General features: G+C 72.1%; 12 protein-coding genes. 8 read left to right on the top strand and 4 right to left on the bottom strand.

Annotated features, from left to right (window positions below; translation table 11 throughout):
- Window positions 1-122: 122 nt before the first annotated feature.
- The 6 genes from ACWD4B_RS20410 (at window position 123) to ACWD4B_RS20385 (ending at window position 10,208) form a co-directional block, all read left to right on the top strand.
- Window positions 123-1,760, top strand: coding sequence for a stealth family protein (locus ACWD4B_RS20410; protein ID WP_451422059.1), 1,638 nt, complete (start codon window positions 123-125; stop codon window positions 1,758-1,760).
- On the top strand, window positions 1,757-3,367 hold the full coding sequence (locus tag ACWD4B_RS20405) for a sugar phosphotransferase (RefSeq protein WP_451422058.1): 1,611 nt from the start codon (window positions 1,757-1,759) through the stop codon (window positions 3,365-3,367). Before ACWD4B_RS20410 ends, ACWD4B_RS20405 begins: the two co-directional genes overlap by 4 nt.
- Window positions 3,364-5,154 carry a stealth conserved region 3 domain-containing protein gene (locus ACWD4B_RS20400; protein WP_451422057.1) on the top strand — a complete coding sequence of 597 codons (1,791 nt, stop codon included), beginning with the start codon at window positions 3,364-3,366 and terminating at the stop codon, window positions 5,152-5,154. The genes ACWD4B_RS20405 and ACWD4B_RS20400 overlap by 4 nt, the downstream gene beginning before the upstream one ends.
- Entirely contained in the window at window positions 5,151-7,253 is a 2,103-nt protein-coding gene (locus tag ACWD4B_RS20395; protein ID WP_451422056.1) for a glycosyltransferase family 4 protein, read from the top strand. Before ACWD4B_RS20400 ends, ACWD4B_RS20395 begins: the two co-directional genes overlap by 4 nt.
- Window positions 7,254-7,290: 37 nt before the next feature.
- Window positions 7,291-9,261 (top strand): hypothetical protein, encoded by a 1,971-nt coding sequence (locus tag ACWD4B_RS20390; RefSeq protein ID WP_451422055.1) that lies wholly within the window; start codon window positions 7,291-7,293, stop codon window positions 9,259-9,261.
- A 65-nt stretch (window positions 9,262-9,326) separates the two neighbouring features.
- The gene (locus ACWD4B_RS20385) at window positions 9,327-10,208 is read left to right on the top strand and encodes an endonuclease/exonuclease/phosphatase family protein (RefSeq protein WP_451422054.1); all 882 of its coding nucleotides are present in this window, start codon (window positions 9,327-9,329) and stop codon (window positions 10,206-10,208) included.
- Here the strand turns inward: ACWD4B_RS20385 and ACWD4B_RS20380 are convergent.
- A complete protein-coding gene (locus ACWD4B_RS20380) occupies window positions 10,205-11,296 on the bottom strand; it encodes a hypothetical protein (protein WP_451422053.1) in 1,092 nt (363 codons plus the stop codon). The two genes, ACWD4B_RS20385 and ACWD4B_RS20380, sit on opposite strands and share 4 nt — an antisense overlap.
- Before the next feature lie 119 nt (window positions 11,297-11,415).
- On the opposite strand from ACWD4B_RS20380, the gene ACWD4B_RS20375 reads away from it, so the two are divergent.
- Window positions 11,416-11,790, top strand: a complete 375-nt coding sequence (locus ACWD4B_RS20375) for an NTP pyrophosphohydrolase (protein ID WP_451422052.1) — start codon at window positions 11,416-11,418, stop codon at window positions 11,788-11,790.
- Between the two features lie 7 nt (window positions 11,791-11,797).
- Here ACWD4B_RS20375 and ACWD4B_RS20370 read toward each other — a convergent pair whose 3' ends face one another.
- The 3 genes from ACWD4B_RS20370 to ACWD4B_RS20360 form a co-directional block, all read right to left on the bottom strand.
- Window positions 11,798-13,279 (bottom strand): amino acid permease, encoded by a 1,482-nt coding sequence (locus tag ACWD4B_RS20370; RefSeq protein WP_451422051.1) that lies wholly within the window; start codon window positions 13,277-13,279, stop codon window positions 11,798-11,800.
- A 170-nt stretch (window positions 13,280-13,449) separates the two neighbouring features.
- A complete protein-coding gene (dxs, locus tag ACWD4B_RS20365; protein WP_451422050.1) occupies window positions 13,450-15,381 on the bottom strand; it encodes a 1-deoxy-D-xylulose-5-phosphate synthase in 1,932 nt (643 codons plus the stop codon).
- A 95-nt stretch (window positions 15,382-15,476) separates the two neighbouring features.
- Window positions 15,477-16,295 (bottom strand): TrmB family transcriptional regulator, encoded by an 819-nt coding sequence (locus ACWD4B_RS20360; protein ID WP_451422049.1) that lies wholly within the window; start codon window positions 16,293-16,295, stop codon window positions 15,477-15,479.
- Window positions 16,296-16,517: 222 nt separating this feature from the next.
- On the opposite strand from ACWD4B_RS20360, the gene ACWD4B_RS20355 reads away from it, so the two are divergent.
- Entirely contained in the window at window positions 16,518-17,801 is a 1,284-nt protein-coding gene (locus ACWD4B_RS20355; RefSeq protein ID WP_451422048.1) for a S53 family peptidase, read from the top strand.
- Window positions 17,802-17,920: the final 119 nt, after the last annotated feature.

Genomic DNA, 17,920 nt, shown 5'->3' with positions numbered 1-17,920 from the left:
CGGCCGGGGCTTGCGGTGCAAGTCCCAGGGCGCAGCACGGCCCGCAACAGGTCCGAAAAATCATCTTATTGAGTCGAACTCAGTTGATTTTCACTACGTATCGTGCCGCAGGGAGGCACAACATGACCACCATGCCTGGCTATGTGACACGGGCGGGTGCGGACGACGGTCACCACGCCGCCGCCGATGCGCATGCCGCTGCACCGCCGACGAGGATCCGCGTCGGCGATGCCCAGGACGAGGCATACGTCCACCGCCCGGCGACCCCGCTGGCCGCGCGCGAGGCCAACCGGGCCGCCGTGGCCGGCGTGCTCGGCCACCTCGGCGTACCGCACTTCGCGGTGCGCGGCACCTCCGACCACGGCACGGTGATCGGTGTGCCGGAGCACGAACGCGAGCGCGTGCTCGGCGGGATGTTCCGCTACCTGTCGCAGTACCCGGGCCACATCTCGGTGCTGGAGGAGAGCCCGGTCCGGGCGGCCCGCCCCCTGTCCAGCCGGGATCCCAAGGCGTGGCGCGACGTGCGGACCGCGCCGGCCATCCAGCTGAGCTGGTACCGGACCGACCCCGGCGGGCACCTGGTCATGGGCCACGAGTACGGCTGTGCCATCGAGTTCTGGGGTGCCCAGGGCGACCGGCTCACCGCTCCCCGGGCCAACCGTGTGACCTGGTCGGTCTCGGCCCACGGCAGCAACGTCCCGGGGGCAGCACCACTGTTCAGCCGGTTCGTCTCGCACAGCACCCCGGCCCACGAGGCCCCCGCCCTGATGACGCGGCCCGAATTCCTGGTGCTCACGGCCGAGGACATCGACTTCCCCGTGGACGCCGTCTACACCTGGGTCGACGGCGACGACCCGGCGTGGAAGGAGCGCAAGGCCGCCGCCAAGGGCGAGGTGTACCACGCCGAATCGGCCAGCGACGCACGGTTCATCAGCCGCGACGAACTGCGCTACTCCATCCGTTCCCTGCACCTGTTCGCGCCCTGGATCCGCAACATCTACGTCGTCACCGACGACCAGGTGCCGGTGTGGATGCGCCGGGACGTCCCCGGCATCCGGGTCGTCGGCCACCGTGAGATCTTCCGCAACCCGGCCGACCTGCCCACGTTCAACTCGCACTCCATCGAGAGCCAGCTCCACCACATCGACGGACTGGCCGAGCACTTCCTCTACTTCAACGACGACATGTTCATCGGCCGCCCCGTGGCTCCCCAGTCCTTCTTCACCCCCACCGGGACGGCCCGCTACTTCCCCTCCCGCAACCGCATCCCCCAGGGGCCGGTGGTGGAGACGGACAGCCCGGTCGACGCCGCCTGCAAGAACAACCGCGCTCTGCTGCGCGAGCGCTTCGGCCGGGTGATCACCCAGCCTATGGAGCACATCCCCTACGCCCTGCGCCGCAGCGCCATGGAGGAGGCGGAGGCGGACTTCCCCGAGGCCTGGGCACGCACGTCGGCCAGCCGCTTCCGCGCGATGACCGACCTGTCGCCCACCTCGTCGTTCGCGCTCTACTACGCGGCCCTCACCGGCCGCGCGCTGCCGGGCTCCATGCCCTTCACCTACCTCCAGCTGGCCGTGCCGGACCTGGCCGACCGCCTCCAGCGGCTGCTCGACGGGCGCGACCAGGACACCTTCTGCCTCAACGACGCCTTCTCCACACCGGAGGACCTGGAGGCCCAACAGGAACTCCTCGACGGCTTCCTCAACGCCTACTTCCCCACCCCCAGCCCCTACGAGTACGCGGACGGAGCACCGGCATGACCGACAAGGCGTCGATGAGCTCCGCCGCACACGTCTACCGCAAGTACGTCCCGCTGCCCGTGCGTTCCGCGGCCGCCCACCGGGTGCCGCCCCGGGTACGCCGCGGGGTCCAGCGCAAGCTGGCGCGCACGCTCGCCGAGCGGGAGTCGCGCAAGCATCGACGCGCCCTGAAGCAGGTCCGCGAGGCCGGTCCCGGCCCCCTGCCGGAGCGCCGGACGGCCGCCGCCGACGGCCGGGTGGGACACGTCCACCGCGGCCTGACGGCCGACGTGGCGCGCAGGCTGGACCATGAGCTGGTCACCACCGCACTGGACGCCGCCGGGATCCCCTGGTTCGCGGTGCCCGCCCTCGACGACCGCCGACTGGCCGTGGCGGTGCCCCGGGAGCACAAGCCCGCCGTGCGTCGGGTACTGCGTGCCCTGCTGGAGGAGCACACCGGGTACGTCGTGTCGGTGTCCCCGGCGAACGCGTCCACCGCTCGGACTCCGGGCTCGCACGTCAAGGCGTGGAAGCATTACGGCAAGACGCGAGTGATCCGCGTGACGTGGCTGCGGACCGACCCGACCGAGTCCCTGTGGTTCGGAGAGGACCAAGGCGTCGAGATCGAGTTCTGGACCGTCGACAAGGCCCTCTCCGGACCCCGTCTGGTCGGCCCGCGGCCCAACCGCGTGCAGCGCGTGGTGCCGCTGGAGATCGACCCGGTGGAGGTCTCCCTCGACAGGCTGACCGGGTACGCCGATATCGGGACGGACGGGGAATCCACCGTCATTCACGCCGACTTCGACGTCCCGCGCCTGGAGGAAGTCCTCTTCCCCGTGGACGCCGTGGTGCTGTGGCAGCACGACGAGCCCTGGGCCGAGGAGCTGCTGCGCGCGACGCTGCGCTCGCTGCACCAGTACGCGCCCTGGATCGACGTGGTGCACCTCGTCGCGCAGGCCCCCATCCCGGCGTGGGTGCGCATCGAGGACCGCATCAGCACGACGGTCGCCGGGCCGGATGCGGAGCTGCGGCTGCACGAACTTCCCGATCTGGCCGACCGGTTCCTGCTCTTCCGGCCCGGTGCCGCGCTGGCCCGGCCGGTCCGGCCGTTCGACTTCTTCACCCCGCTCGGCAGCACCCGCCCACGACGCCGGCCGCTGACCGCCCGGGACTCCGCCGCGCCGTGGACCGGGCTCGCGTACTCCCTCTCCGGACGCGCCGTGGCCCACGGCTTCGCCGACGGCCCCCAGCCGTACACGCGGGCCGCGCTGCAGTCGCTCACCCGCGCCTACGACTTGAGCGGATACCTGCTCCAGGGCCAGTACCTGCCCGAGTTGACGGGTACCCATCCGCTGGACGGGCTCGTCCACCACACCGCCCACTGCGGCGGGCGGGCGGAACCATCGGGAGAGGCAACCTTCGCGCTGCACGCGGCCCTGCCCGGCGTCGGGCAATGGCTGGAACGGTTGCTGGTGCGCCGGGACGCGCAGCAGTTCCACTTCCTCGGCCTGGGCGCCGGACAGGCGTGGGAGAACGGCGGCACCAAGGCCGTCCTGGACTTCCTGCCCCGCTACTTCCCCGTGCCGAGCCCGTACGAGCACGGCACGGAGGGGGACGGCCCGCAGTGACCGCACACAACCCCGAGGCCTCGTCCGCGGTCGGCCTCTACCGCACCCTGCTGCCCGCCGCGCTGCGGCGCCGCATTGCGCGCCGGGTGCCGATGGGCCTGCGTATGACGGCCAAACGGCTGCTCCGGAGGGCCCAAGCGGGCACCGGTCTGCTACGGGCGTTGCGCGCCCTGTTCGCGCGGCGCCGCTGGCCGCACCTCTTCGCGAGCGGTGAGCGGCTCGCCGCGCTCGTCGGGCGGGGGATGCTGATCGCCCTGGTGCGGCCGACGGCATCCCCGCTCGGCCTGCGCGAGGCCAACCTCGAATTCGTCGTCTCCGCTCTGGACCGGGCGGGCGTCGACCACTTCGCGGTGCGCGGCACGTCGGAGTTCCGCGCCACCGTGGCCGTGTCCGCCGCCGACCGCGAGCGGGTGTGCCTGGTACTGGCCGAAGCAGTGCGGGACATGCCGGTGTACGTGACCCCGGGCGACCGCGCCCAGGCGTCCGTGCAGCCGGCTCTGAGCGGGTCGCGGCGGGGCAGGCGGATCTGCACCCGGGCGTCCGTCGTCCGCGTCGGCATGCTGTGGCGCGACCCGGGCGGTTCGCTGGTGCTGGGCCTGGAGTACGGCTGCGACGTCGAGTTCTGGCGCGCCGAGGGCGGCCGTCTCGTGGCCCCGCGCCCGAACCGGGTCACCGATGACGTGGCGGCCGACGCCCCCCGGGTGACGGTGCCCCTGCACCGGATGACGGGCTTCACGGCCCGGCACACCAGACGCACCCGGCTCGTCCGCACCATCGCTCCCTGCGCAGCCACGCTTCCTGAGGATGTCCGCTTCCCCGTCGACGTCGTCTACACCTGGGTCGACGGCAACGACCCGCAGTGGCAGCGGCGCCGCCGGGAGCACGGCGAGGACGGCTACCACGCCGAGTCGGCGAACCCGTCCCGCTACATCAGCCGGGACGAACTCCGCTACTCGCTACGGGCGTTGGAGCAGCACGCCCCCTGGGTGCGCCGTGTCTTCCTGGTGACCGACCGGCAGCGGCCGGCCTGGCTGGACGACCGGCACCCGCGGATCACGGTGGTCGATCACACAGAGATCTTCGACGATCCCCGCGCGCTGCCCACGTTCAACTCGCACGCCATCGAGAGCCGGCTGCACCACATCGACGGACTGGCCGAGCACTTCCTGTACTTCAACGACGACATGTTCCTCGGACGTCCGGTCACGCCCCAGGACTTCTTCCTGTCCAACGGAATGACCCGGGTCTTCCTGTCCCCCTCCCAGGTCCCCCAGTGGGAACTCACCCTGGGGGACCGGCCGGTGGACGCCGCGGGCAAGAACAACCGCCGGATCATCTCGGAGAACTTCGACTCGATGATCGTGCAGAAGTTGCGGCACGCGCCCTATGCGATGCGCCGCAGTGTGCTGTTCGAGATCGAGCAGGAGTTCGCGGAGGCGCACCGCAGGACTTCGTTCAGCAGGTTCCGCAGTCCGACCGACATCTCCATCCCGTCGTCCCTGTACCACTATTACGCGTATTTCACCGGGCGGGCCGTTCCCTCGCAGATCGAATTCGCTTATCTGGACCTGGCGAAACCGGAGATCGAACGCCGCCTCGGCATTCTGCTCGCCGGCCGCGACCGCCAGGCGTTCTGCATCAACGACACCGTTTCCGACGGCGTGGACACCGAGCGGCAGACCCGGATGGTCCGGCGCTTCCTCGACGCCTACTACCCGATACCCGGCCCGTTCGAGCGAACGGGCCGTTCCCAGGGACGTTCTCAGGAAGGGGAAGTGGCCCGGTGAAGATCTCGTTCCTGATCAACAACATCTACGGCATCGGCGGCACCAACCGCACGGTGATCAACCTCGCCGAGGCACTCTCGCACGAGCACGACGTCGAGATCGTCTCGGTGTTCCGCCGGACCGGCGCACCGAAGTTCGAGATATCCCCGCTGGTGGCCGTGCGCGCCCTGGTGGACCTGCGCCCCGGCCGGGCAGGTGCCGACCGCGGCACGGACGGGCTGGACGAGCCCAGCGACGTGGTGCCGCGGCAGGAGGAGTTCTTCGCGCAGTACAGCAGGCTGAGTGACGAGCGCATCATCGGCCACCTGCGCAGGACCGACGCGGACGTCGTCATCGGCACCCGTCCGAGCCTGAACCTCTTCGTGGCCCGCTTCACCCGGGACTCGGCCCTGCGGATCGCCCAGGAGCACATGACGCACCTGGCGATCCCACCTGCCGTCCGGGCGGAGATGACCCGGGTCTACCCCCGGCTCGACGCGGTCACGACCGTCACCGAGGCCGACGCCCGTTCCTTCCGGGAGAACACGCCGATCGACGGGCTGCCGGTGACCGGCATCCCCAACAGCGTTCCGCAGCCGGTCGTCCAGCCCTCCGACTGCACCCACAAGGTGATCGTCAGCGCCGGCCGGATGCACCACGTCAAGCGTTACGACCTGCTCATCCGCGCCTTCGGACAGGTCGCCGACGAGTTCCCCGACTGGCGGCTGCGCATCTACGGCGACGGCGGGGAGGCCGCGAAGCTGCGCGGCCTCGTCACCGAACTCGGGCTCGGCGGACGTGCGTTGCTCATGGGAGGTTTCGCACCGATCGAGTCGGAGTGGGCCAAGGGCTCCATCGCCGCCGTCACCTCCAGCGCCGAGTCCTTCGGCATGACGCTCGTCGAGGCCATGCGCTGCGGCCTGCCCGTCGTGGCCACGGACTGCCCGGTCGGACCGCGGGAAATCCTGCGCCACGGCGAGGACGGCCTCCTCGTGCCCAATGGCGACACCGACGCCGTCGCAGCGGGCCTGCGCCGGCTGATGGGCGACGACGCACTGCGGATCCGCATGGGCGAGGCGGCCCTGCGCAACTCGGAGCGCTACGACCCCGGAGCGGTGGCCCGGCGCTACATCGCGCTCTTCGAGGACGCCGCCGAACGGCGTGCCGCCCACGACCGCAAGTACCGCGGCCCGTCCGGGAAGCCGCGGTCGCGCGGCGCAGGCCGGGGCACCGCTCCCGTATCCGTCCACCGGACCGTCGTGCACACCGCTGCCGACCCTTCGGGCTGGCTCAGGTTCTCCGCCGAGGGCCCGGCCGACGGCAAGCACCGGCGCCGCTTCGTGCTGCGGCACAGTCCCTCCGGGGGCGAGCGGCTGCCCGACCTGCCCCTGCGCACCGTCCGCAAGGCCCTGCCGTCCGGAGCCACCCACTACTCGGCGGCCGTCACGCCCTCGGCGCTCGAGCAACTCGGCGACGGCCGCTGGCGGGTGATGATGGAGTCCGCCAACTCCGAGGCCGTCCACATGAAGGCCGGCATCCGCGACACGTCCGCCCTGATCGATGTCCGCGACCGTCTCCTCTCCGCACCCGACGCCTCCGCCGTCCTGTGGAACCTCCCCTACGCACAGCCCAACGGCCGCCTCATGCTGCGTACCGTCCACCGCACCCTGCATGCGGAGGTCACGGAGGTCGACGTCGGACACGACTCCATCACCCTCTCCGGCGTCCTCTGCGGCGACCGGCCGCTGGCCCCCGGCGCCCGCTTCGTCCTGAGCCGCCGCGGCCGGCACGCCGCGGACGTCGCCGTACCGGTCCGCGTCTTCGACAGCCGCGTCTTCCGGGCGCAGGTCCCGGTGCGGCAGGTCGTGGACGCCCGTCTGGAGCGCTGGGAGGACTGGGACTGGTGGCTCCAGCCCGACCCGGCCGACCGCCGCAAGGTGCGCATCTGCCACCTCCTGGAGGACTTCCTGGACGTGAAGGGCGCCTACGCGTACCCGGCCGTCCCGGTGGCTCCGGAGGAGGACCTGCGCTTCGTGTCCGCGTACCCGGGGCGCCCGGTGCGGGTGCGGGCGTACTGCTCGGCGTCGGGCGCGATGGCGATGAATGTGGTGGACCGGTGAGCCGTCCGCACGCCCCTTCACAGAAGACCGAGGACCAATGAGGACCGAACCCGGCTCCGTCGTCCATGTGATCGCCCACCACGACGACGACCTCTACTTCATGAACCCCGACCTGGTGCGCTCGCTCCAGGACGGGGACCGCGTCACCACGATCGTGGTCACCGCGGGCGAGGGCGACGGGATCAACGCCGACACCGGCGACCCGAAGCGGACGACGATGCCGCCGGACCGCCCCGGGTACAGCAGTGCCCGCGGCTGCGGACTGCGCTCCGCCTACGCCCGGATGGCCACCGGCGACCGCTCCGCCCTCTGGCACCGGTCCGCCGTGGAGCCCGTGCCCGGCTTCACGGTGGAGCACTTCACCCTGGCGGCGCAGGAGAACGTCCGGTTGTTCTTCCTGAACCTGTGCATGTGGGCACCCACACCCCACGGCGAGCGCACCCGGCTGCGCGACCTGTGGGAGGGCACCACGGCCACCCATCCCACGCTGGTCCTGCCCGGCTCCACCGTCCGTACCGCCCAGAGCGTCTCGCGCGAGCAGCTGATCAGCGCGCTCGCCGCCCTGCTCGCCGACGCCCGGCCCACCGTCGTCCGCACCATGGACCCCGACCCCGAACACGATGGCGGCAAGCCCGGGTTCGTGGTCTCCGACCACCAGGACCACACGGTCACCGCGGAGTTCGCCCTGGCCGCACTGGCCCGCTACCGGGAGAGCACGGCCCGGGCACCGGTCGTCGAGCACTACCGCGCCTATGCCAACAGGTTCTGGCCCCACAACCTGGACTCCGCGGCCACCGCCGAAAAGGCCGAGTATCTCGCGACGTACGCGGGCCTCGACGCCACCGACTGCCCGCAGGGCATCTGCGAGCACTGCGGCGACCGGCAGTTGGGCACCGATCCGTACCGCAGCACCCACATGATGAGCACGGCCCTCCGCTACACGCCGGGCACCGACTGGCTGCGCATGGGACCCGGCGGGCGGCTCAACGCCTACGCGGTCCTGGGCGGACGGCTGGCCTTCTGGTCGGAGACCGGCCCTGCCACCGGCGAGTGGAAGGGCCCGTTCCTCCTCGGCGACGGCTGGCTCTGCCCGGCCGTCAGGGTCGCGGGGGCACCGGGCGCACCCGCGCACCTGGTGGCCCTGCACCGGCAGACCACCGCCCAGGGGGCCGTCGTCGTGGATCTGGTGCACACCGTGCAGGACCCCGACGGCAAGGGCTTCGCGGGATGGCAGTCGTTGGAGAACCCCGACCTGCATCACGACGATCCCCGCGCGGGACGCGAGGCGGGTGTGCCCGCAGTGGCCGCGGACGGCACCGGTCGACTGCACGTCTTCCTGCGCAACTTCGGCCAGGGCATCAGCATGCGTCGGCAGACCGACGGCGGCGGATGGGGACCGTGGGAGGACCTCGGCGGCAGCTTCGTCCAGGACGGGAGCGTCGCCCACACCACCGACAGGGGCACCGTCGAGCTGTACGTCCCCGGCAAGAAGTCCGTCCACCGCTGGCACCAGACCGAACTCTCGGGCCCCTTCCTGCAGGACGACTCGCTGCGCACCGGCAAGGTCGCGACGGGTGGCATCACGGCGGTCGACTCGGGCGGCGGGCGCACCTGCCTGTACTACCGCGAGGCGGACACCCAGCAGGTCATGGCCTACCGGCAGCACGACGACGGCCGCTGGCCCGGCGCGGGCGCCGGCCTCGGCGGCCACGGCGGCACCGGGCCGGTCGCCGCGATCTGGGCCCCTCAACGCGGCGCCCGGGAAGCCCACCTGGCGCACCGCAGCGCACGCGGCCGCCTGGCGCTGTCCCTTCCCGACCGTGACAAGGACGTCCCGGGCCCCCGTTGGCGCGAGACGGGTGAGATGTTCACCCACGCCCCGTCCCTGGCCTTCGACGCCTCGGGCCGGATCGTCGCAGCCGCCGTCGGCACGGACGGCCGGCTGCACGTCCGGCGACAGCTCTCACCGGCGGTCGGCAGCCCGATGGGGCCGGGCCGGGTGATCTAGACATGTCGCCCGAGGCCCGCCGGGCGGTCCGCACAACATCCCTGCGTAGAGCGGCTCTCGCCGCCTTGACCGTCTGCCTCGGCGCGCTCGTGCCGGACGCGGCCCCGCAGGCGAGGAACACTTCGCCCCGGATCAAGGTGATGCACTACAACATCTGCGGCGCAGCCCACCTGTGTTCGGGCAAGGAGGGGAACAAGGGCGCCTATGGGCCGGGCAGTTCCATCGCCCGGGTGGTCGGGGAAGCCGTCGCCCACACCCCGGACGTCATCTCCCTCAACGAGATCTGCCACTCGCAGTACACGGCCCTCATGAGACGGCTGAGAGCAGCCGGCTACGTCATGGACGGCACCTACGCCTCGTCGCAGAACAATGTCGTCAACTGCGGGACGGATCAGCGCTACGGATCCGCCGTGCTCAGCCGACAGGACGTTGCGGACGACGTGCAGGAGTACCACGCCTTCCGGAACACCGCCGACGAGACCTACACCAACGGCGGCCGCTCGGTGAAGGTCGAGCGGGGCCTGCTGTGCGCCAACACCTGGTTCGCCGGGCGGCCGCTCAAGGCCTGCACGGCACACGCCAACGGGAAGGCGCCCGAGCAGATGCGCGAAATCCGGGATTGGGTCGAGGACCCGTCGCTCTTCCCACCGGACATAGCGGTCGTCATCGCGGGCGACATGAACCTACGGCCGGACTCCCCTGCCATGGCCGACCTCTACGGCCACGCACATGTGCTCCGCGACGCGGCGGAACCGCCGGGACGGTTCGTCGAGGCCGACGAGGAGGACCGGGGCACGGTCCCCGGGGGACAGAAGATCGACTATGTCTTCGCGGACCGCAGGCACTTCACCGAACCCGGTGCGGTCGTCGAGAAGTTCGACGAGTCCGACCACGCGCTCTACCGCGCCTCGTTCACGCTGGTCCCCACGGCCCGAACGGGCGCCTAGGCCCGCTCCCACTCCCCGAACCCGAGCTCCGCGCCGGCGGCCCGCTGGCGGGCGACCCGCAGCCCGCCGTCCTCGCCGACGAAGGCCAGCACGACGCGGTCGTCCCCGTCGAGCGCAAGCGCCGGCGCACCGGCGCACGGCTCCGTGCCCACCTCCGCCCACGAGACCAGGGCGGGATCGTCCTGGTCGTCCGGCACCACGGCCACACCCACCCGCTGCGAAGCGTCCCGCTGGGCCAGCACCGTGCAGGATCGCCCGTCGACCGTCGCACGCAGCGCGGCGACCGGGCCCGAGCCGCCCGGGTCCGGCGAGGCGAGGGGGGCCGGGGCGGGGGCCTCGGCGCCCTGCGGGCCGGCCTCGGGGCGCTGGGCGAACAGGGCGGAGTCCGTGGCGTCCCGCCAGAAGTGCGCGATGCGGCCGTCGCCGAGGGGCACGGACGCCTGCGAGCCGGGCAGCGGCTTCGCGGGGGTGTTGAGGGCCTTGACGAACTCGCCGCCGGGCTCCTCCTGGCGCCAGCGCAGGGCGACCTCGCTCGCGGGGGCGAGCAGCTCCGCCCGGCCGTCGGCGGTCGCCGCGGCGGACACCGAGTCGAGCACCCGGCTGCCCCCGAGGTCCAGCCACGGCCCCCAAACGCCCTTGGCGTCCTGCTTGCGCGCACTCAGCCCGTTTCCGGCGTTGCGCAGGACGATGAAGAGGCCCTCGGAGTCCACGACCGCCGTCGGGGCGCCGATCTGGTCGGCGCGCTCCCAGTCCCGGCCGTAGGGGGTGCCGATGGTGCGCCAGTTGGTGACAGCGCGGCCCGACTGGAACTGGGTGGCGTAGACGACGTCCGTCTCGGCCCGGCCGTCCTCGTGCGCCCGGCGGCGCAGGCCGGCCAGGTACACGTACCCCTCGGGGGTCTGCGCTATGGACAGGTGCGGCTCCAGGCCGGGCATCGCCAGGTGCTGGGGGCCGGTCCAGCCGGGGCCGCCGGGGCGGGTCTCGGTCCAGCGCGTGAGGCCGTCCTGGGCCGGGGCGTAGGCCGTCAGCCGGCCGTCCTTGCCCCGCAGCAACCAGCCGGTGGTGGGGGCGGCCGTCCGCACTGCCATGACTCGCTGTCAGCCTCTCTCGTCGGGGAGTTCGCCGGCTCTGCCGACGCCCGACCCTAACATTGCACGCCCGGCGGGCCGCCGGGCGTGCGACGCTGTCCGGCGTGAAGGATCAGCCCGTGGACGAGCACACAGCACTTCTTGTCGTGGATGCGGCGAATGTCGTCGGGTCCGTGCCCGACGGCTGGTGGCGCGACCGCGCGGGCGCCGCCGGACGGCTGCGTGACCGCCTCGCGGCGGGCGCGGCGGACGGGCTGTCGGCCGGGCCGCTGGAGATCGTGCTCGTGGTGGAGGGAGCGGCCCGGGGCGTCGCCCCGGTGCCGGGGGTACAGGTCGTCGCCGCTGCGGGCAGCGGCGACGAGTGCATCGTGGAGCTCGTGGCCGCCCGCGCCCCCGGCCGGCGGTGCATCGTCGTCACCGCGGACCGGGAGCTGCGTGACCGGGTGCGGGCGCTGGGTGCAGAGGTCGTGGGGCCTCGCACGGTACGGGGCTGAGGGCCCCCTACCGGGCTCCGCCCACCCGGCTGTGCCGGCGCCCGTACGCGAAGTACACCGCCACGCCCAGCACCATCCACGCCGCGAACCGCAGCCACGTCTCCGCGGGCAGGTTGAGCATCAGCCACACCGACGCCAGCACCGACAGCACCGGCACGGCCGGGACGAACGGGGTGCGGAAGGCGCGTGGCAGGTCGGGCCGCATACGGCGCAGGATGATCACGCCGAGCGCGACGACGACGAAGGCGAACAGCGTGCCGATGTTGACCAGTTCGGCCAGGACGTCGATCGAGGTGAAGCCCGCCACCACCGCGACCACCACGCCCAGCAGGACCGTCGAGCGGTAGGGGGTGCCGAAGCGGGGGTGGACGGTCGAGAAGAACCGCGGCAGCAGCCCGTCGCGGCTCATGGCGAAGAACACCCGGCTCTGGCCGAGCAGCAGGATCATGCAGACGGTGGTCAGGCCGACCGCGGCGCCGAAGCTGATCAGCCCGGCCCAGAAGGGGTGCCCCTGGCTCTTGAACGCGTCGGCGAGCGGCGCCTCCGTGGAGAGCCGGCTGTACTTCTCCATGCCGGTGACGACGACGGAGACGCCCACGTAGAGCGCGGTGCAGATGGCGAGCGAGCCGAGGATGCCGCGGGGGACGTCGTGCTGGGGGTTGCGGGTCTCCTCGGCGGCGGTGGCGACGATGTCGAAGCCGATGAAGGCGAAGAAGACGACGGCGGCGGCCGAGAAGATGCCCATGACGCCGAAGTTCGAGGGGGTGAAGCCGAACATCAGCTGCGAGAGCGGTGCGGCGAGCCCGCTGCCGCCGGAGGTGCTCTCGGCGGGCGGGATGAACGGGCTGTAGTTGTCGCCGTTGATCAGGAAGGCGCCCACGACGATGACGATGAGGACGACGGTGACCTTCACCGCGACCACCACCGCGGTCACCCGCGAGGAGAGCTTCATCCCGGCGACCAGGATGACCGTCAGCAGCAGGACCAGGGCGCAGGCGAGGATGTCGAAGCCGAACGTGCCGCCGTGCGGGCCGCTGAGCTCGGCGGGCAGGTGCCAGCCGGCGTTGTCCAGCAGCGAGCGGACGTAGCCGGACCAGCCGACGGCGACCACGGCGCACCCGAGCGCCAGCTCCAGGATCAGGTCCCAGCCGATGATCCAGGCGGGCAGTTCGCCGAGCGTGGCGTACGAGAAGGTGTACGCGGAGCCCGCGACCGGGACGGTGGAGGCGAACTCGGCGTAGCACAGGGCCGCGAGCCCGCACACGATGCCGGCGAGCACGAACGCCAGGGCCACGGCGGGCCCGGCGTTCTGCTTGGCGACCTTGCCGGTGAGCACGAAGATGCCGGTGCCGATGACGACACCGACGCCGAACACCGTGAGGTCCAGGGCGGAGAGGGACTTCTTGAGTGCGTGCTCCGGTTCCTCGGTGTCCTGAATGGACTGCTCGACCGTCTTGGTCCGGAACATGCTGCTCGTACCACGGGCCATGCCCTCACCTCCACCGTCGCGAGTCTCCGCGATGATGCGACCCGTTCGGGGGTGACCACAGCCACCCCCGCGCGGGTTTCACCCGATGGAGGGGTATGTGAAACGCCGGACGGGCTGATTTCGGCCCGTCCGGCGTGACAAGAGGATCCGGGGCGGGGCCCCTGGCGCGATCAGTCGCGCGCCGGCTCCGCCGCGTCGGAGGCCGTGGCCTCGTCCAGACGCCCGTCCAGCTTGGCCACCAGACCCGTCACCTGCCGGGCGATGTCCGGCGCCGTGAGGCCGATCTCGGCCATGATCTCCTTGCGGGAGGCGTGGTCGAGGAAGCGGGCGGGGATGCCGAAGTCGCGCAGCGGGAGGTCGACGCCCGCGTCGCGCAGGGCCTGGGCGATCGCCGAACCGACGCCGCCGACGCGGCCGTTGTCCTCGACGGTGACGACGACGCGGTGCTCCGCCGCGAGCCCGGGCAGGGCCTCGTCGACCGGCTTGACCCAGCGGGGGTCGACGACGGTCGAGGAGATGCCCTGCTTGTCGAGCAGGCCGGCGATCTCCAGGCACATCGGGGCGAGCGCGCCGACGGAGACGAGGAGCACGTCCGGCCGGGCGGCGTCCTCGGCCGGGCGGCGGAGCACGTCCATGCCGCCGATGCGGCCGACGGCCTCGACGGCCGGGCCGACGGTGCCCTTGGAGTAGCGCACGACGGTGGGGGCGTCCTTGACCTCGACTGCCTCGCGCAGCTGGGCGCGCACCTGGTCGGCGTCGCGCGGGGCCGCGATCCGCAGGCCGGGGACGACCTGGAGGATCGACATGTCCCACATGCCGTTGTGGGAGGCGCCGTCGTCACCGGTGACGCCGGCCCGGTCCAGGACGAACGTCACGCCGCACCTGTGCAGGGCGACGTCCATCAGGACCTGGTCGAAGGCGCGGTTGAGGAAGGTCGCGTAGACCGCGAAGACCGGGTGCAGGCCGCCCGTGGCCAGGCCGGCCGCGGAGACGGCCGCGTGCTGCTCGGCGATGCCCACGTCGTAGACGCGGTCGGGGAAGGCCTTGGCGAAGGGCTGCAGGCCGACGGGCTGCATCATGGCGGCGGTGATCGCCACGATGTCGTCGCGCTCGCGGCCGAGCTTGACCATCTCCTCGCCGAAGACCGAGGTCCAGCTGGTGCCGCCGGAGGAGACCGGGAGGCCGGTGTCGGGGTGGATGACGCCGATGCCGTGGAAGCGGTCGCCCTCGTGCTGCTCGGCGGGCTTGTAGCCGCGGCCCTTCTCGGTGAGGCAGTGGACGAGGACGGGGCCGTTGAAGCGCTTGGCGCGCTGCAGGGCGGACTCCAGGGCCTCCATGTCGTGGCCGTCGATGGGGCCGACGTACTTCAGGCCGAGGTCCTCGAACATGCCCTGCGGGGCGATGAAGTCCTTGAGGCCCTTCTTGGCGCCGTGCAGCGTCTCGTAGAGGGGCTTGCCGAGGACGGGGGTGCGCTCCAGCAGGTCCTTGCCGCGGGCCAGGAAGCGCTCGTAGCCGTCGGTGGTGCGCAGGGTGGCGAGGTGGTTGGCCAGGCCGCCGATGGTGGGCGCGTACGAGCGCTCGTTGTCGTTGACGACGATGACGAGCGGGCGGTCCTTGGCGGCGGCGATGTTGTTCAGCGCCTCCCAGGCCATGCCGCCGGTCAGCGCGCCGTCACCGATGACGGCGACGACGTGGTCCTTGCGGCCCCGCACCTCGTTGGCCTTGGCCAGACCGTCGGCCCAGCCCAGGACGGTCGAGGCGTGGCTGTTCTCGATGACGTCGTGCTCGGACTCGGCGCGGGAGGGGTAGCCGGACAGGCCGTCCTTGGCGCGCAGCCGGGAGAAGTCCTGGCGGCCGGTGAGCAGCTTGTGGACGTAGGCCTGGTGGCCGGTGTCGAAGAGGATCTTGTCCTTCGGGGAGTCGAACACCCGGTGCAGAGCGATGGTGAGCTCCACCACTCCGAGGTTGGGTCCCAGGTGGCCGCCGGTCTTCGCGACCGCGTCGACGAGGAAGGACCGGATCTCCGAGGCCAGCCGGCCGAGCTGCTCCGGGCCGAGCCGGTCCAGGTCGCGCGGTCCCCCGATGCGGGTCAGCAGGGCCACCCGTGCCTCCTTGAGTGTCGGTCGACGCTGACTAATGATCCCGTCGAGTCTAATCTTCCGTCCGCGATCACGGTGAACGGGTTATGCGACCTATGTCACGCGTTCGGCTCAGCGCGGTCCCAAACCGTCTGAAAAGCGAGGCGGAGACAGGATGCCAGGGCCGGGTGCTCGATGTAGAGGGCGGTGGTGGATCCGGTGCCGGCCACCGGATCGGGCATGTCGCACAGGACGAGCGAGGCGTCGGCGACGACGAGCTTCAGCGGCAGCTCCGCGGCGAAGCGGGCCTCCTCCCCCGCCTGGCCGAAGCGCAGGACGCTCTCCTTCAGCTCCGGGTCGTCGAGCGCGTCCCGGGTGTAGACGGCGCGGACCGTGCCGCCCTCGCGGCTGATGCGGCGGGCCGCCTTGATGCCGGCGGTGTTGCGGGTGGGGGCGACGAAGGGGGGCCGGCAGAAGGTGAGGAGCTCGCCGGCGGCCTGGGTCTGGATGTCGGCGAACCGGTCGGCGATGGCGCCGGGGTCGCGGAGCACCTCGATGTAGTCCAGCGGGTCGGTGTGCGTGCGGCCGTCGGTCCACAGCGGCAGCAGAGCCGCCGCGAGTCCGGCCGAGACCCGCTCCAGCTCTTCGAGCGTCTCCCTGCGGCGGGCCATCAGCCGGGTGAGGGCCAGCTCGGGGGCGACGGCGGACCAGGTGGCGACCCGCCCGCCGTGGGCCGTGGCCAGGCCGCTGCGGGCGAGCGCGTCCAGGACGTCGTAGATCCGCTGACGGGGCACCCCGGCCTCGCGGGCCACCTGGGCGGCCGTGAACGCCTCGCGTCTGACCAGGGCCTGGTAGACGCGCGCCTCGTAGCGCGACAGCCCGAGCGCCACGAGGCCGGCGACGGTTTCCTGCTCCGGCTCCATGACGACCACCTCCATGACGACCAAGCTATCCAGCGGCGATCACCCGGAACCGGCCGGTGCGACACCCATAACAAGCCTTTGCCGTAAGGCTGTTGTCGACCGGAGGGGGCGTCGCTACTTTCGGGACAGTGCCACCACTCACCGGGGTGGCACTTTTCGGAGGGCGTGATTGTCATGCCCCCAACACCCATCGGCTCGCCTGCAGCGCAGGCGGACACCCCCCATGGAGGCTCATCCATGCACCCGACGAGTCCCTCGTCCCCCGGCTCCAGACGGCCCACCGGCCGCGCCGTCGCCGCCCTGTTCTCCCTTGCGGCCCTGGTCAGCGGCGGTCTGATAGCCGCCGCCCCCGCGTCGTCCGCCGCCGTCTCCCCCCACACCTCCGACGGCGCCCATGTGCGGCAGCTCTGCTCCGAAAGCACCCGCCCGGGGCAGATGCACTGCCTGGGCCTGGTCCGCACGGACGTCGAGCAGCACCTCGGCATCACCGTCGACGACGCCCCCTCCGGCTACGGCCCGGCCGACCTGCAGAGCGCCTACAACCTGCCCTCCGGCGCGGGCTCCGGCGCCACCGTGGCCATCGTCGACGCGTACGACGACCCCAACGCCGAGCAGGACCTGGCCACTTACCGCGCCCAGTACGGCCTGCCCGAGTGCAGCACCGCCAACGGCTGCTTCCAGAAGGCGGACCAGAACGGCGGCACCGCCTACCCGACGGCCGACTCCGGCTGGGCCGGCGAGATCTCCCTCGACGTCGACATGGTCAGCGCGGCCTGCCCGCAGTGCCACATCCTGCTCGTCGAGGCGAACAGTGCCACCATGGACGACCTCGGCGCAGCGGTGAACCGCGCCGTCACCATGGGCGCCAAGTACGTCTCCAACAGCTACGGCGGCAACGAGGACGCGACCGACCCCGCCTCCGACGCCTCCTACTTCAACCACCCCGGCGTCGCCATCACCGTGAGCTCCGGCGACAGCGGCTACGGCGTGGAGTACCCGGCGGCCTCCCAGTACGTGACGGCCGTGGGCGGCACCTCGCTCACCCGCGACAGCAGCAGCCGCGGCTGGTCCGAGTCGGTGTGGGGCTCCAGCTTCGGCGGCCAGGGCGCGGGCTCCGGCTGCTCCGCGTACGACCCCAAGCCGTCCTGGCAGCAGGACACCGGCTGCAGCAAGCGCAGCGTCGCCGACGTCGCGGCCGTCGCCGACCCCGCCACGGGCGTCGCGGTCTACGACAGCTACCAGGCGAGCGGCTGGAACGTCTACGGCGGCACCAGCGCCTCGTCGCCGATCATCGCCTCCGTGTACGCGCTGGCCGGCACCCCGGCCGCGGGCACGTACCCGGCCTCGTACCCCTACGCCCACCCCTCGGCGCTCAACAACGTGACCAGCGGCGCCAACGGCACCTGCACCCCGTCCTACCTGTGCACCGGGGGCCCCGGCTACAACGGCCCCACCGGCCTCGGCACCCCCAACGGCACCGCCGCCTTCACCGCCGGCTCCGCCGACGGCGACAGCGCCTGAACACTTTGCACGGCGGCCGGCTTCTTCCGCACGGCCCAGTACACCGGCGCCGAGCTCCTCGACGCCGTCCACCGCAACGCCGACCGGATGCAACGCGTCATCGCCGACCTGCTGCTCAC

Source organism: Streptomyces sp. NPDC002536, assembly GCF_053594995.1.
This window is presented reverse-complemented; position numbering and strand designations above follow the sequence as displayed.

Excerpts from the sequence above, each read along its gene's own strand:
- ACWD4B_RS20410 (WP_451422059.1), top strand. The coding sequence starts at position 123 with ATGACCACCATGCCTGGCTATGTGACACGGGCGGGTGCGGACGACGGT.
- ACWD4B_RS20405 (WP_451422058.1), top strand. The coding sequence starts at position 1,757 with ATGACCGACAAGGCGTCGATGAGCTCCGCCGCACACGTCTACCGCAAG.
- ACWD4B_RS20390 (WP_451422055.1), top strand. The coding sequence starts at position 7,291 with ATGAGGACCGAACCCGGCTCCGTCGTCCATGTGATCGCCCACCACGAC.
- ACWD4B_RS20380 (WP_451422053.1), bottom strand. The coding sequence starts at position 11,296 with ATGGCAGTGCGGACGGCCGCCCCCACCACCGGCTGGTTGCTGCGGGGC.
- ACWD4B_RS20370 (WP_451422051.1), bottom strand. The coding sequence starts at position 13,279 with ATGGCCCGTGGTACGAGCAGCATGTTCCGGACCAAGACGGTCGAGCAG.
- ACWD4B_RS20360 (WP_451422049.1), bottom strand. The coding sequence starts at position 16,295 with ATGGAGGTGGTCGTCATGGAGCCGGAGCAGGAAACCGTCGCCGGCCTC.
- ACWD4B_RS20355 (WP_451422048.1), top strand. The coding sequence starts at position 16,518 with ATGCACCCGACGAGTCCCTCGTCCCCCGGCTCCAGACGGCCCACCGGC.